Annotated in this window: 10 protein-coding genes; 6 read left to right on the top strand and 4 right to left on the bottom strand. The window is 66.5% G+C overall.

All coding sequences use genetic code 11. The features are described 5' to 3' along the window. Positions 1-92: 92 nt before the first annotated feature. Positions 93-2,216: a TonB-dependent receptor gene (locus tag ACUVWL_RS13410; RefSeq protein WP_445978459.1), complete on the bottom strand. Its 2,124-nt coding sequence runs from the start codon at positions 2,214-2,216 to the stop codon at positions 93-95. A 216-nt stretch (positions 2,217-2,432) separates the two neighbouring features. Here ACUVWL_RS13410 and ACUVWL_RS13405 point away from each other — a divergent pair, with 216 nt between their 5' ends. Continuing rightward, positions 2,433-3,824 (top strand): class II 3-deoxy-7-phosphoheptulonate synthase, encoded by a 1,392-nt coding sequence (locus tag ACUVWL_RS13405; protein WP_046429066.1) that lies wholly within the window; start codon positions 2,433-2,435, stop codon positions 3,822-3,824. A gap of 360 nt (positions 3,825-4,184) precedes the next feature. Then, positions 4,185-5,372 (top strand): mechanosensitive ion channel family protein, encoded by a 1,188-nt coding sequence (locus tag ACUVWL_RS13400; RefSeq protein ID WP_169411760.1) that lies wholly within the window; start codon positions 4,185-4,187, stop codon positions 5,370-5,372. A gap of 72 nt (positions 5,373-5,444) precedes the next feature. On the opposite strand, the gene ACUVWL_RS13395 is transcribed toward ACUVWL_RS13400, so the two are convergent. Genes ACUVWL_RS13395 through typA form a run of 3 tightly spaced genes read right to left on the bottom strand, consistent with a single transcriptional unit; the run spans position 5,445 to position 9,435 of the window. Continuing rightward, positions 5,445-7,067: an amidase gene (locus ACUVWL_RS13395; protein ID WP_049440294.1), complete on the bottom strand. Its 1,623-nt coding sequence runs from the start codon at positions 7,065-7,067 to the stop codon at positions 5,445-5,447. A 41-nt stretch (positions 7,068-7,108) separates the two neighbouring features. Continuing rightward, positions 7,109-7,576 (bottom strand): DUF2127 domain-containing protein, encoded by a 468-nt coding sequence (locus ACUVWL_RS13390; RefSeq protein ID WP_445978458.1) that lies wholly within the window; start codon positions 7,574-7,576, stop codon positions 7,109-7,111. An 11-nt stretch (positions 7,577-7,587) separates the two neighbouring features. Beyond that, positions 7,588-9,435 (bottom strand): translational GTPase TypA, encoded by a 1,848-nt coding sequence (gene typA, locus ACUVWL_RS13385; RefSeq protein ID WP_046429077.1) that lies wholly within the window; start codon positions 9,433-9,435, stop codon positions 7,588-7,590. Between the two features lie 273 nt (positions 9,436-9,708). Here typA and ACUVWL_RS13380 point away from each other — a divergent pair, with 273 nt between their 5' ends. The 4 genes from ACUVWL_RS13380 (at position 9,709) to prpE (ending at position 14,669) form a co-directional block, all read left to right on the top strand. Further along, positions 9,709-10,200 (top strand): peptidylprolyl isomerase, encoded by a 492-nt coding sequence (locus tag ACUVWL_RS13380; RefSeq protein ID WP_005408225.1) that lies wholly within the window; start codon positions 9,709-9,711, stop codon positions 10,198-10,200. Positions 10,201-10,318: 118 nt separating this feature from the next. Beyond that, positions 10,319-11,305: a malate dehydrogenase gene (locus ACUVWL_RS13375; RefSeq protein ID WP_004153634.1), complete on the top strand. Its 987-nt coding sequence runs from the start codon at positions 10,319-10,321 to the stop codon at positions 11,303-11,305. Positions 11,306-11,463: 158 nt separating this feature from the next. After that, on the top strand, positions 11,464-12,078 hold the full coding sequence (locus tag ACUVWL_RS13370) for an RluA family pseudouridine synthase (RefSeq protein WP_445978457.1): 615 nt from the start codon (positions 11,464-11,466) through the stop codon (positions 12,076-12,078). Between the two features lie 710 nt (positions 12,079-12,788). After that, positions 12,789-14,669, top strand: coding sequence for a propionate--CoA ligase (gene prpE, locus ACUVWL_RS13365; RefSeq protein WP_014646065.1), 1,881 nt, complete (start codon positions 12,789-12,791; stop codon positions 14,667-14,669). The last annotated feature ends 159 nt before the right edge of the window (positions 14,670-14,828 follow it).

Here is a 14,828-nt window from a genome sequence, read left to right as displayed (position 1 = left end):
TCGGATCCCTTTGCATCGCAAAGGGATCCGACCCCATTCCCGGTGCGGGGTCAGAGCCCTTTCCTGCGGAAAGGGATCCGACCCCTGTCTCGTCAGAAGTCCTGCTGCAGGCTCAGGTAGGCGCCGCGGCGCGGTCCCCATTGCGGGGCGAACACGCCGACACCGCCGCCATCGCGCAGCTGGTAGCTGCGATCCAATGCGTTGATCACGGCCAGCTGCACGTGCAGCGGATGGCCACTGTCGGCATTGAAATCATGCCCGGCGCTGAGGTTCACCTGCAGGTAGGACGGCAGCTCGCCGCCGTTGGGCACGCCCTCGATATCCGAACGCAGGCCGCTGCCGAACACGTAGTTGGCACCGACCCGGTTGTGCCCGGCGAAGGCGTAGCTGAAGCCCCCCGACGACGTCAGCTTCTGGTCGTGGTCCAGGTGGATCCAGTGGTCGGCCACATAGGCCAGCGCGTCCGGATCGAGGTTGTACTGGCTGGTGATGACCTGGGTGCCGATGGCCTTGTTGTACGCCGCGTTGAAGTAGGCGCTGAACGGACCGCTGCTGTAGTCGGCACTGAACTCCAGCCCACGGATATGGCCGCGGCGGTAGTTGAACGTCGAGTAGATGTAGGCGGCGCCGAACTGGCCTTCGTCCTGCAGGCGCGCGACGCGGCGGTCGTACGCGTCCAGGCCCAGGGTCAGGTGTTCACCCAGCTGCTGCGAGACGCCGATGTCGTAGTAGTCGCTGCGTTCGGCCAGCGGAATGTTGTTGCCGCCGCCCGGCTGCTGGTTGCTGGTGCCGTCGTACAGGGCGATATCGCTGCTGGCGATCAACTCACTGGCCGGTGGCGTGAAGTAACGCGAATAGCCGGCATGCACGGTGGTGCTGTCGCTGGCATTCCAGACCGCGCCCAGGCGGGGGCTGAGCTGGCCCTCGGTGCGGCCGAAGGCCTTGTAGCGATCACCACGCAGGCCGTAGTTCACTGTCCAGTCGTCGCCGATCTTCCACTCATCCTGCACGTACACCGCCAGCGTACTGGCGTGGAAGGCGCTGCGGTCTGGAATCAGCAGTGGCGTGGTGCTGGATTGCTGGCCGGCGCCATCGACCGGGAACACCCAGCTGTTGTTGCTGGCGCGCGCATTCTCGTAGTTGCCGTACAGGCCGTAGCGCAGCGTGTGGTCGTTGCCCAGCGGGGTGGAGAGGTCGGCCTGCAGCGTGTTGGCGCGGTTGCTGCGCTGGACCTGGGAGGCGACGCCACTGAATACCAGATCGCCGATGACATCCGGGTTGAACGCCACGTCGCTGTAGCGCTGCCCGGCGGACAGCTGGTAGGCGGTGCCGCCCAGCGTGCCCTGCAGCACCAGCATGCCGAAGCGGGTGGTCTCGCGCTGGGTTTCATCCAGCTGGCTGGAGTCGAAGGTGGTCGTGTCCAGGTAACCGAACTGCGGGGTCTGCCCGGGATTGACCGGGATCTGGAAGCGATTGTTGGCAAAGCCGGCGAACACGCTCAGGCGGGTGTTCTCGTTGACCAGGTAGGTCAGGTCGGCGAAGGCTTTGCCCTGGTGCGTGTCGTCGTGCAGCGGCTTGCGCGAGCGGGTCGGGTTCTCCAGGCCGACCTCGTTCTGGTCGTAGTTGCCGGTCAGGAACCAGCTCCAGCGCCCTTGATTGCCCCACCACGAGGCATTCGGATTGATCTTGCCGAACGAGCCTGCGGTCAGACCGGCGCTGCCGCCATTGCCGAGCTCGGCGCCGCTGCGGGTGGTGATGTCGACCACCGCAGCGGTGCGCTCGCCGAACTGCGCCGGCAGCGCCCCGTCCATCAGGCGGATGCTCTTGATGGTGCGGGCATCCAGGGTCTGGCCGAAGCCGGAGATCGACTCGGGCAGCAGTACGCCGTTGATGCGGTACTGCAGGTTTGCGTGGTCGCCGCGCACGTGCACGCCACCGTAGGAATCCTGGACCACGCCCGGAGCCTGCAGCAGCACCTGGCTGAGCGGCGCGGAGGCACCCAGCGGCTGCTTCTGGATGTCCTCGGCGGTGATCTGGTACTGGCTGCTGCCGATGTCCGGCGACAGCGCATTGCGGGCCTGATCGAGCTGGGCGCTGACAGTGACCGTGTCGAGGTCCTTCACGGGAGCGGCGGCATCGGCGGCCATAGCGAGGGTGGGCAGACTGGCCAGGGTCAGGACGAAGGTAATGCCGGTAGCGAGCAGGGAGGGCTTCATGGCAGATAGGCTGTGGAAGGGGCCGACGGGGACGGAGTGTTACTTCGTAACAGTGCGTGGCGAATCATGCGCCTGTCCGGGCGGCCGTGACCATGCGGTTTCTGGCCGATCGCGATGCCCTTTCCCCGGCGTTCAGTCATGTGCAGGGCGTGCCCAGCCCTTTGCGCCAGCGGCTGGCTCTGCGACCATGACCGCCCCCCTCCCCGGAAGTCTGCAATGAGCCTGTCCGCCGTTCCGCCCGTCCTCGATCCTGCCGCGACCGCCGCTGGCGCTGCCTGGTCGCCGGAGAGCTGGCGCGGCAAGACCGCGCTGCAGATGCCGACCTACCCGGACCCGGTGGCGCTGGACGCCGCCCTGCACGAACTGAAGCGGCTACCGCCGCTGGTCACCTCGTGGGAGATCCTGGCGCTGAAGCAACAGTTGGCCGAGGCCCAGGAAGGCAAGCGCTTCCTGCTGCAGGGCGGCGACTGCGCCGAGAACTTCAGCGACTGCGAATCGGGCACGATTTCCAACCGGTTGAAAGTGCTGCTGCAGATGAGCCTGGTGCTGGTGCATGGCCTTCGCCAGCCGGTGATCCGCGTCGGGCGCTTTGCCGGCCAGTACGCCAAGCCGCGTTCGGCCGATACCGAGACCCGCGACGGCGTGACCCTGCCCAGCTACCGCGGCGATGTGATCAATGCGCCGGCGTTCACCGAGGCGGCGCGCCTGCCGGATCCGAAGCGGATGCTGCAGGCGCATGCGCATTCGGCGATGACCATGAACTTCGTGCGTGCGCTGATCGATGGCGGCTTCGCCGACCTGCATCATCCGGAGTACTGGAACCTGGAGTGGGTGCGGCATTCGCCGCTGGCCGCCGAGTACCAGAAGATGGTGGCGTCGATCGGTGATGCGGTGCACTTCATGGAAACCCTGGCCGGGGCCCGCGTGCACAACCTCAACCGCATCGACTTCTACACCTCGCATGAAGCGCTGCTGCTGCCCTACGAGCAGGCGCTGACCCGGCAGGTGCCGCGCCAGCAGGGCTGGTTGAACCTGAGCACGCATTATCCGTGGATCGGCATGCGCACCGCCGCGCTTGACGGCGCGCACGTGGAATACCTGCGTGGCGTGCGCAATCCGATTGCGATCAAGGTCGGCCCGTCGGTGACGCCGGACCAGCTGCTGCGCCTGATCGATGTGCTCAACCCGCATGACGAGCCAGGGCGACTGAGCTTCATCCACCGCATGGGGGCAGCGCAGATTGCCGAGAAGCTGCCGCCGCTGCTGGATGCGGTCAAGCGCGATGGCCGTCGCGTGCTGTGGGTGTGTGACGCGATGCATGGCAACACCGAAAGCACCGCCAATGGCTTCAAGACGCGCCGCTTCGACAACGTGCGTGGCGAAGTGGAGATGTCGTTCGATCTGCATGCGGCCGCAGGCACGCGACTGGGCGGTGTGCACCTGGAACTGACCGGCGAAGACGTGACCGAATGCACCGGTGGCGCGCGCGAACTGACCGAGCGCGACCTGGAACGTGCGTATCGTTCGACGGTGGACCCGCGTTTGAACTACGAGCAGTCGCTGGAGATCGCGATGGCGATCGTGCGCAAGCAGGAGCAGGTGCGGTAAGGGCGTTGCGGCAGGGCTTGCAGCCCTGCACCTGCTGACGCAACGGCAACGGCAACGGCCTAAGCAACGGCAACAGCATGCATTCCGTGGGATGGCGGGGCGATGTGGGCAGGCAGGACACGCCGTGAATCCCGCTCCGGGGTCCGGCACAGCCGCCAGCGGCTGGGCCGGACCCCGGAGCGGGATTCACGGCGTCTCCCGCAACCGGACCGACCCCGCCATCCCTCGGAATGCATGCTGTTGCTGTTGCTGTTGCTGTTGAGGTTGCCGGCCAGCGGCCGGCACTACCGCAGGTACAGGGCTGCAAGCCCTGCCGACCAACACCCTGCTTACGAACGACTGACGTGGCGCTCATGCGCCATGCGCGAGTCTGTCCACTTGGCTGTTCGAGTGGAGGTGGCAACGGTGCACTGGCAAAGCGCACAGGCATACGCATGGCCGTTGGGATTGGCCGTAGTGGTGGGTGGCATCGGCGCGTGGCTGATCCTGTGGATCTACCATCGGCTGAAGGGGCGCGATCGTCGGCGCGCGCGTATCGGGCGTGTGCTCGGGCTGCCGATGGCCACCGCATGGCCGCTGCTGCTGTTGATCCCTGCATTGCAGGCCACGCCGCTGCAGGATCCCGTTCTGGGCAACCTGCAACGGGTGCTGCATATCGCGCTGACCGCGTGCTTCATCTGGCTGCTGGTGCGGGCGGTGGCGGCGGGCGAACGTGCCATCCTGCGCAGCCATCCCATCGATGTCTCCGACAACCTGGAGGCGCGCCGCATCCAGACCCAGACGCGGGTGCTCAGCCGCGTGCTGATGGGCGGCATCATCGTGCTGGGCGCGTCGCTGGTGCTGCTGACCTTCCCCATGGTGCAGAAGATCGGCACCGCGCTGCTGGCCTCGGCGGGCCTGATCGGCCTGGTGGCCGGTATCGCTGCAAAGCCCGTGTTCGGCAATCTGATCGCCGGCCTGCAGATCGCAGTGACGCAGCCGATCCGGCTGGATGATGTGGTGATCGTCGAAGGCGAGTGGGGGCGCATCGAGGAGATCGGCAGCAGCTATGTGGTGGTGCGCATCTGGGATGAGCGGCGAATGGTGGTGCCGCTGACCTGGTTCATCGAGAACCCCTTCCAGAACTGGACGCGGCGCAGCGCCGACCTGCTCGGCACCGCGTTCCTGTGGCTGGACTATCGTGCCCCGGTGGCAGCGATCCGTGCCGAGCTGGAACGCATCTGCCGCGGTGAAGCGCTGTGGGATGGCCGGGTCTGCGTGACCCAGGTGACCGAGACCAGCGAGCGCGCGATCCAGGTGCGCCTGCTGGTCAGTGCGCGCAGCTCCGGTGATGCCTTCGATCTGCGCTGCCTGGTGCGCGAACGCATGCTCGATTTCCTCGCGCGCGAGCATCCGCAGTCGCTGCCGCAGGTGCGTGCGCGGCTGCAGCATGCAGACGAACTGGACATGCCGCGCGGTCCACGTGCGCGCACTGCGGATGTGCGTTCGCCGGGGGCTGAAGACGGTGAGGCGGCGATCGTGCCGGTGGAGCCCGACCAGCCGCTGTAGAGCCGAGCCATGCTCGGCTGCTTTCGATTTTCCGTTGAAGCCGAGCGTGGGCTCGGCTCTACAGAAACACGATCACGGCTCGCCGGCGTCGATCAGGGTGTCGGTGTCGAAGTGCGGCGGGCGTCGCGCGCGGGTGCGCTGTTCGTAGGCGTAGGCCATTTCGATCAGCTTCGGTTCGCTCCAGGCGGTGCCCATGAACAGCAGGCCGACCGGCAGGCCATTGATCTGGCCCATCGGCACGCTGAGGCTGGGATAGCCGGCGACGGCGGCGGCGCTGTAGCTCTCGCCGGGGAAGTCGTCGCCTTCGCTGCGGATCGGCCACGCCACACCGGTGGTCGGCGCCACCAGGGCATCGAGCTGGTGGGCGGCGAGGGCGGCGTCGATGCCTTCCGCGCCGGCCAGCCGGCGCGCATTGCTGCGTGCACGGATATAGGCGGGGTCGGCCAGGCCGGCGGTAGCGTCGGCCGCCACCAGCAGTTCCTGGCCGAACAGGCCCAGCTCCTGCTTGCTGTGCGCCTGGTTGAAGGCGATCAGGTCGGCCAGGCTGCGTAGTGGCGCGCGATGGGTGCTGAAGTAGCGCTCCAGCCCGGCCTTGAATTCGTACAGCAGCACCGTGCGTTCCGCCTCGGCCCAGGCGCCCTGGTTGGGCAGCTCCACCGGCACCACGAAGGCACCCGCCCGACGCAGCTCGGTGGCCGCCTGTTCGATCAGCGGCGGCATGCCGCGGTATTTCAGCAGCGGTGTCTGCAGCAGGCCGATGCGCTTGCCACGCAGGCCCTGCGGGTCCAGGCGCGCGGTGTAGTCGTACACCGCGCGGCCAGGCATGGTCGCCGTGGCCGGGTCGGCATCGTCGCGGCCGGCGATAGCGGTCAGCACGGCTGCAGCGTCGGCGACGCTGCGGGTCATCGGCCCTGCGGTGTCCTGGCTGAAGGAAATCGGGATGATGCCCTCGCGGCTGACCAGGCCGACGGTCGGCTTGAGGCCGACGATGCCATTGACCGCCGCAGGGCAGACGATGCTGCCGTCGGTTTCGGTGCCGATCGCCACGCTGGCCAGGTTGGCGGCGACCGCCACCGCGCTGCCGCTGCTGGAGCCGCAGGGCGAGTGGCTGAGGCGATAGGGATTGCGGGTCTGGCCGCCGCGTGCGCTCCAGCCGGACACCGAATCGTTGCCGCGGAAATTGGCCCACTCGCTGAGATTGGTCTTGCCCAGCACCACCGCGCCGGCGTCGCGCAGCCGGCGCACCAGGTAGGCGTCGTCCGGGCGGAACCCCTGCAGGGCCAGCGAGCCGGCGCTGGTGGCCATCGGGGCGGCGTTGATGTTGTCCTTCAGCAGTACCGGAATGCCGTGCAGCGGGCCGCGCAGGCGTCCATCACGGCGCTCGCGGTCGCGCGCAGCGGCTTCCTTCAGTGCATCCGGGTTGAGCTCGATCACCGCGCGCAGGCGCGGCCCGGTGCGGTCCAGGGTGGCGATGCGCTGCAGGTAGGCCTGGGTCAGGGTGGTGCTGTCCAGCTCACCGGCGCTCATCCGCGCCTGCAGGTCGGTGACATCGGTTTCGGCGTACGGGAACGGCACGTTGCGGCTCGCGGGTTCGGCCGCATGCGCGCTGGACGCGGCCGGGCTGCAGCCAGCCGAAAGCAGCGCAGGCAGCGCGGCAAGCAGGCAGGTCAGCAGAGGCGGCAAGGACGGGCGCATGGGGCGGCTTGGTCGGCTCCAATCCCCAGTGTAGCCGGTGCTCAGCGGTGGCGCTTGCGCAGGTCGCGGGCGAGGACGTAGACCACGATCAGGTTGATCGCCAGGATCGTCCACGATGGCCAGCCGGGATGGCGGATGATCGCGAAGATGTCGAAAGGCAGGTACAGGGAGGCGGTCAGGCAGCCCAGCCAGGAGGCCCAGGCCTTGGCCCGCCACAGGCCCCAGGCTTCGACCAGGTGCAGCAGGCCGTAGCCGATCATCCCCGCCGCGGCCAGGTGGACCGCGTCGGGGCTGATCATGTGCAGCAGCGAGGGCAGGGTGCCATGGTCCGGATCCAGGCTGAAACGCCGGATCAGGACCATGATGCCGTGCCGCAGCGGCTGCGGTCCGAGCACTTCCAGCCCGGTGGCGGCCAACAGCGCCAGCATCGCCTTGCTCGCTTCGAGCAGGGCGATGACGTGGAGGCCCGGATGCCGGTGCGGATCCGGGTTGCAGCCGCTCTGGTCCACGGGGTGCTGGCTCAGCCGCCGCGCGAAGCCTTCTTGCGGTCGCTTTCGGTCAGGAACTTCTTGCGCAGACGGATCTCCTTGGGGGTGATCTCGACCAGCTCGTCGTCTTCGATGAAGTCCAGGGCCTGTTCCAGCGAGTACTTGATCGCCGGGGTCAGCTGGATCGCGTCGTCCTTGCCCGAAGCGCGCATGTTGGTCAGCGGCTTGGTCTTGATCGCGTTGACGGTCAGATCGTTGTCCTTGGAGTGGATGCCGACCAGCTGGCCTTCATACACGTTGTCGCCTTCGGCAGCGAAGAGCTTGCCGCGCTCCTGCAGCGGACCCAGCGAGTAGGCGGGAGTGACGCCCGGCGCATTGGCGATCATCACGCCGTTGATGCGCTTGGCGATCGCGCCCTGTTCCTTCGGACCGTAATGGTCGAACACGTGGAACAGCAGGCCCGAACCCTGGGTCAGGGTCTTGAACTCGTTCTGGAAACCGATCAGGCCACGGGCCGGGATCTGGTATTCCAGGCGCACACGGCCCTTGCCGTCCGGTTCCATGTTCTTCAGCTGGCCCTTGCGGGTACCCAGCTTTTCCATCACGCCGCCCTGGTGGATTTCTTCGATGTCCACCACCAGCTGCTCGATCGGCTCCATCATCTGGCCGTCGATTTCCTTGATGATCACTTCCGGGCGCGACACCGCCAGCTCGTAGCCTTCACGGCGCATGTTCTCGATCAGCACCGACAGGTGCAGTTCGCCGCGGCCGGAGACCAGGAACTTGTCGGCGTCTTCCAGCTGTTCGACCTTCAGTGCCACGTTGTGGACCTGCTCGCGGTCCAGGCGGTCCTTGATCTGGCGGCTGGTCAGGAACTTGCCACCGGACAGGTCCTTGTTGCCGGCGAACGGCGAGTTGTTGACCTGGAAGGTCATCGAGATGGTCGGCTCGTCGACGGTCAGCGCCGGCAGGGCTTCGGGGGTATCGGGGTGGCACAGGGTGTCGGAGATGGTCAGCTCCGGAATGCCGGAGATGGCCACGATGTCACCGGCCTCGGCCGTCTCCTGCTCGATGCGCTCCAGGCCCAGGAAGCCCAGCACCTGGGCGACCTTGCCGTTGCGCTTCTTGCCTTCACGGTCGATGACGGCGACCTGCATGTTCTTCTTCAGGGTGCCGCGCTGGATGCGGCCGATGCCGATCACGCCCACGAAGTTGTTGTAGTCCAGCTGGCTGATGCGCATCTGGAACGGGCCTTCCGGGTCCACTTCCGGACGCGGGGCGTGCTGCATGATCGCTTCGTACAGCGGGGTCATGTCGCCGTCGCGCACGGTGTCTTCCAGGCCGGCGTAGCCGTTCAGGGCCGAGGCGTAGACGATCGGGAAGTCCAGCTGCTCATTGGTGGCGCCGAGCTTGTCGAACAGGTCGAAGACCTGGTCGATCACCCATTCCGGACGCGCGCCCGGACGGTCGATCTTGTTGACCACGACGATCGGCTTGAAGCCCATCGCGAAGGCCTTCTGGGTGACGAAGCGGGTCTGCGGCATCGGGCCGTCCATCGCATCGACCAGGATCAGCACGGTGTCGACCATCGACAGCACGCGCTCGACCTCGCCACCGAAGTCGGCGTGGCCGGGGGTGTCGACGATGTTGATCCGGTTCTTGATGCCGGTCTTCTTGTCTTCCCAGGTGATGGCGGTGTTCTTGGCCAGGATGGTGATGCCGCGTTCCTTTTCCTGGTCGTTGCTGTCCATCACGCGCTCGGCGAGGACGGTACGCTCGGACAGGGTGCCGGACTGCTTCAGCAGCTGGTCGACCAGGGTGGTCTTGCCATGGTCGACGTGGGCGACGATGGCGATGTTGCGAAGATTTTCGATGGACATACGAAAGGGGGCCAGTCGGCGCCGGATTTGGAAAAAGAAGTCCAACATTATACGTCGAACTTGACGATTCGCGAAAAGGTGGATTTCACGCCTGTCACGGGGCCCATTCAGCTGGGCATCCGCCGCCCCGGCCGGGGTCGCCAGGACCCGGCTGCGCGGCTCCCCGTCCGGGGGCTGAAGCGGGGCGCTTCACCAATGGTCGAAGCCGCCGCCGACACGAGGCGGGTGTAAACTAGGTGGCTAGACGCATTCCCCTTTGCATCAAGGATCTTCATGTCCCTCATCGCCACTTTCGACACCACCCAGGGCCCGATCAAGGTCGAGCTGTTCGCCGACAAGGCACCGCTGACCGTGGCCAACTTCGTGAACCTGGTCAAGCACGGCTTCTATGACGGCCTGATCTTCCACCGCGTTATCGCCGACTTCATGATCCAGGGCGGCTGCCCGCAGGGTCGTGGCACCGGCGGCCCGGGCTACAAGTTCGAAGACGAGAAGAATGGCGTGAAGCACGAGGTCGGCTCGCTGTCGATGGCCAACGCCGGCCCGAACACCAACGGCAGCCAGTTCTTCATCACCCACATCAAGACCGATTGGCTGGACGGCCGCCACACCGTCTTCGGCAAGGTCCTGGAAGGCCAGGCGATCGTCGATTCGGTCAAGCAGGGCGACGTGATCCATTCGATTACCCTGGAAGGCGACGTCGACGCCGTGCTGGCCGCCCAGGCCGACCGCGTCGCGGAGTGGAACAAGCACCTCGCCGCCTGATCCCCCTTCGAAACGGCCACCCACGGGTGGCCGTTTCCCTGTTCCCCGCCGCCCGCCAGGCCTGCGTGGCTCTGCCCGCGGCGTCCCATCAAACGCTTGCAAGCAAGAGGAAACCCCCATGAAAGCACCCGTTCGTGTTGCCGTGACCGGCGCCGCCGGCCAGATCGGTTATGCCCTGCTGTTCCGCATCGCCTCCGGCGAAATGCTGGGCAAGGACCAGCCGGTCATCCTGCAGCTGCTGGAACTGCCGGTCGACAAGGCCCAGGCCGCCCTGAAGGGCGTGATGATGGAGCTGGAAGACTGCGCCTTCCCGCTGCTGGCCGGCATGGTCGGCACCGATGATGCCGAAGTCGCGTTCAAGGACGCCGACATCGCCCTGCTGGTTGGCGCACGTCCGCGTGGCCCGGGCATGGAGCGCAAGGACCTGCTGCTGGAAAACGCCAAGATCTTCACCGCCCAGGGCGCGGCGCTGAACAAGGTCGCCAGCCGTGACGTGAAGGTGCTGGTGGTCGGCAACCCGGCCAACACCAATGCCTACATCGCCATGAAGTCGGCCCCGGACCTGAAGCCGGAAAACTTCACCGCCATGCTGCGCCTGGACCACAACCGCGCGCTGAGCCAGCTGTCGACCAAGCTCGGCAAGCCGGTCGGTGGCATGGAGAAGCTGGTCGTGTGGGGCAACCACAGCCCGACCATGTACCCGGACTACCGTTTCGCCACCGCCGATGGCGCGTCGATCGCCGATGCGATCAATGACCAGGAATGGAACGCCAACACCTTCATCCCGACCGTGGGCAAGCGCGGCGCGGCGATCATCGAAGCCCGTGGCTCGTCCTCGGCCGCTTCGGCCGCCAACGCTGCCATCGACCACGTGCGTGACTGGGTGCTGGGCAGCAACGGCAAGTGGGTCACCATGGGCGTGCCGTCCGACGGTTCCTACGGCATTCCGGAAGGCGTGATCTTCGGCTTCGCAGTGACCACCGAGAACGGCAAGTACACCCTGGTGAAGGATCTGCCGATCGACGACTTCAGCCAGAAGTACATCGACAAGACCCTGGCCGAGCTGGAAGAAGAGCGCGCCGGCGTTGCCCACCTGCTGGGCTGATGCAGGCGGTACCGGCTCGAGCCGGTACCTCTTTCATCAAGGTAGGTGTCGACCGCTGGTCGGTACATTCCCATCGAGGTAGGTACCGACCGTTGGTCGGTACGCAGAACGGGGAAGCTTCGGCTTCCCCGTTTCTGTTTGGACGGATACGGAGCCGCATGATCCACCTGCATTACATCGACGACGCGCTGCTGGTGGCCGAGAAGCCGGCCGGCCTGCTGTCCGTGCCCGGCCGCGGCGCCGAGAACCAGCATTGCGTGGTCGCGCGCCTGCAGGCGCTGTACCCGGATGCGTTGACCGTGCACCGCCTGGACCAGGTGACCTCCGGCCTGCTGCTGCATGCGCGCGGCAAGGACATGCAGGTGGCGTTGTCGATGCAGTTCGAGCAGCGCCAGGTCGGCAAGCGTTATGAAGCGATCGTGGAGGGGCTGCTTGAAGGCGATGCCGGCGACGTGGACCTGCCACTGATCGTGGACTGGCCAAACCGGCCGAAGCAGATGATCGATCACGAACGCGGCAAGCCGGCGCTGACGCGCTGGCGCGTAATGGCGCGTGATGCCGAAGCGCAGCGCACGCGCGTGGCGCTGGAGCCGGTTACTGGCCGCAGCCATCAACTGCGCCTGCACATGGCCAGTCTCGGCCATCCCATCGTTGGCGATGTGCTTTATGACGCCGCGCCTGCGCAGCGCGTGCATCTGCATGCGCGCAGCCTGCGGTTCACCCACCCGGTGACGGGCGAGGCGCTCGCGTTCGAGTCCGCCACTCCGTTCTAGGGGTTCGGCAGGGCTTGCAGCCCTGCACCTGCTACGAACCGGAGCAACGTCAAAGGCCAAGGCGGCTCTGGTCTTCTGCTTGCTGGGCGGGGCGGTGTGGGTTGGCAGGACACGCCGTAAACCCCCCTCCGGGGTCCGGCCCAGCCGCTGGCGGCTGTGCGTTCGGGCGCTTGCAAAGCAGTGCTTCGCAAGCAAAGCGCCCTCACCCAAGGGGGCTCGATGGCGCCATCCATGGCGCCAACGGTCCTGCCAACCCACACCGCCCCACCCCCGACAGATTCCCGCGGCAGTTGGTAACGGCTGTCGCTGTTGGTCTTGGTAGGTGTCGACCTTGGTCGACACGATTTTTCTGTCAGATATCGAATTGAATATTGAATCTGGGGATCCGACCCCGTGCTCCGACAGATCGCGGAAGTCTGTCGAAGGCGGGGTGGGTCCGGTTGCGGGGGCGTGAGCCGCATGGATGCGGCGACCGAGCCTCCATGGACGGATTCACGGCGTCCCCCGCAACCGGACCCACCTCGCCATCCCACGGGAAACCCGCTGTTGCTTCGGCTGTTGCTTCTGAGGTTGCCGGCCAGCGGCCGGCACTACCGCGGGTGCAGGGCGCAGCCCTGCATGAAAACCCCACCCCCTACCAAGGTAGGGCGGCCCGCGCGGCAGCGCCGGACTATCCTCGAACCCATGACTTTGTCTGGGAGGGCTGCGTCATGAACTACGAGGAAACCTACCGTCGCTCGATCGACGAGCCGGAGGCCTTCTGGGGCGAGGAAGCCAAGCGCATCCATTGGCACAAACCGCCGCAGCAGGTACTCGACTACAGCAACCCGCCGTTCCGGCGCTGGTTTGTCGGCGGTGAAACCAATCTCTGCTACAACGCCGTCGACCGCCATCTGGCCGAGCGCGCCGACCAGCTCGCGCTGGTTGCCATTTCCACCGAGACCAGCAGCACCCGCGAGATCACCTATCGCCAGCTGTATCGGGAAGTGAACGACTTCGCTGCCGTGCTCAAGCACCTCGGCGTCGGTCACGGTGACCGTGTGGTGATCTACATGCCGAACATGGCCGAAGCCGTGTTCGCGATGCTGGCCTGCGCGCGCATCGGTGCGGTGCATTCGGTGGTGTTCGGTGGCTTCGCCGCGCACAACCTGGCGCTGCGCATTGACGATGCCAAGCCGAAGCTGCTGATCGCCGCCGATGCCGGCATGCGCGGTGGCAAGCTGATTCCGTACAAGCCGATGGTCGATGCAGCCTGCGCCGAAGCCACGTCGCCACCGCCGCACGTGCTGATCGTGTCGCGCGGACTGGATGCCGCCGAACCACGCGTGCCGGGCCGCGATGTGGAGTACGCCGCGCTGCGTGCGCAGATCGGTGAGGTCGACGTGCCGGTGCAGTGGCTGGAATCGAGCGAGCCGAGCTACCTGTTGTATACCTCGGGCACCACCGGCAAGCCGAAGGGCGTGCAGCGCGATGTCGGCGGCTACGCGGTGGCGATGGCACAGTCGATGGAAACCGTGTTCGACTGCAGGCCGGGGCAGGTGATGTTCTCCACTTCCGATGTCGGCTGGGCGGTAGGCCATTCCTACAATGTGTACGGCCCGCTGATCGGCGGCTGCACCTCGCTGCTGTACGAAGGGCTGCCGACCAACCCGGACCCGGGCATCTGGTGGGCGCTGTGCGAGCAGTACAACGTGCGCACGATGTTCTCGTCCCCCACTGCCATCCGCGTGCTGAAGAAGCACGATGCGGACTTCATCCATCGCCACGACCTGCGCGCGCTGAAATACCTGTTCCTGGCCGGCGAGCCGCTGGACGAACCGACCGCGCACTGGATCAGCGAAGCGCTCGGCAAGCCGATCATCGACAACTACTGGCAGACCGAGACCGGCTGGCCGGCGCTGACCCTGCTGCCGGGCCTGGAGATGAAGCCGGTGCGCTTCGGTTCGCCGGGCTTCCCCAACCTCGGCTACCGGATGAAGGTGATCGACGAGAACACCGGCGAGGAAGTCGCACCGGGGCAGAAGGGGGTGCTGGTGGTGTCGCCACCGTTGCCGCCGGGCTGCATGAGCACGGTGTGGAACGACGACAACCGTTTCCTGCAGAGCTACTTCAGCCACTTCAAGGAACTGCTGTACAGCTCGCTGGACTGGGCAATCCGCGACGACGATGGCTACACCTTCATCCTCGGCCGTACCGATGATGTGATCAACGTGGCCGGGCACCGGCTGGGCACGCGCGAGATCGAAGAGGCCATTTCGAGCCACCCGCGCGTGGCCGAGGCTGCCGTGATCGGGGTCAAGGACGAATTGAAGGGGCAGGTGCCGCTGGTGTTCGTCACCCTCAAGCAGGGCCTGGATGGCGAGGATCCGGCGCAAGTGGTGGCCGAGATGATGGCCACGGTGACCACCTCGCTCGGCGCAGTGGCCCGCCCGGCGCACGTGCACGTGGTCAACGCGCTGCCCAAGACCCGTTCGGGCAAGCTGCTGCGGCGCTCGTTGCAGGCGCTGGCCGAGCAGCGCGACCCGGGTGACCTGTCGACGCTGGACGATCCCGGCGCGCTGGAGGAGATCCGCCGGGCGCTGGGCCGTTGAGCCGGTCGTGCCGGCTACTGGCCGGCCCCCCCCATCCACCCCGAGGTTGCCGGCCAGCGGCCGGCACTACCCGCAGTACTTGCGCTAAGCTCGGCCTGTCATCGACCTGCAATACGCGGCTCGCGCCGGGGAACGCGCGTGCCGTCCGGAGATGGCAAC

Source organism: Stenotrophomonas muris (assembly GCF_052751275.1).
This window is presented reverse-complemented; position numbering and strand designations above follow the sequence as displayed.

Coding starts and splice junctions, on each gene's coding strand:
- typA (WP_046429077.1), bottom strand. CDS start 9,435: ATGTCCATCGAAAATCTTCGCAACATCGCCATCGTCGCCCACGTCGAC.
- ACUVWL_RS13370 (WP_445978457.1), top strand. CDS start 11,464: ATGATCCACCTGCATTACATCGACGACGCGCTGCTGGTGGCCGAGAAG.
- ACUVWL_RS13405 (WP_046429066.1), top strand. CDS start 2,433: ATGAGCCTGTCCGCCGTTCCGCCCGTCCTCGATCCTGCCGCGACCGCC.
- ACUVWL_RS13375 (WP_004153634.1), top strand. CDS start 10,319: ATGAAAGCACCCGTTCGTGTTGCCGTGACCGGCGCCGCCGGCCAGATC.
- ACUVWL_RS13395 (WP_049440294.1), bottom strand. CDS start 7,067: ATGCGCCCGTCCTTGCCGCCTCTGCTGACCTGCCTGCTTGCCGCGCTG.
- prpE (WP_014646065.1), top strand. CDS start 12,789: ATGAACTACGAGGAAACCTACCGTCGCTCGATCGACGAGCCGGAGGCC.
- ACUVWL_RS13410 (WP_445978459.1), bottom strand. CDS start 2,216: ATGAAGCCCTCCCTGCTCGCTACCGGCATTACCTTCGTCCTGACCCTG.
- ACUVWL_RS13380 (WP_005408225.1), top strand. CDS start 9,709: ATGTCCCTCATCGCCACTTTCGACACCACCCAGGGCCCGATCAAGGTC.
- ACUVWL_RS13400 (WP_169411760.1), top strand. CDS start 4,185: ATGCGCGAGTCTGTCCACTTGGCTGTTCGAGTGGAGGTGGCAACGGTG.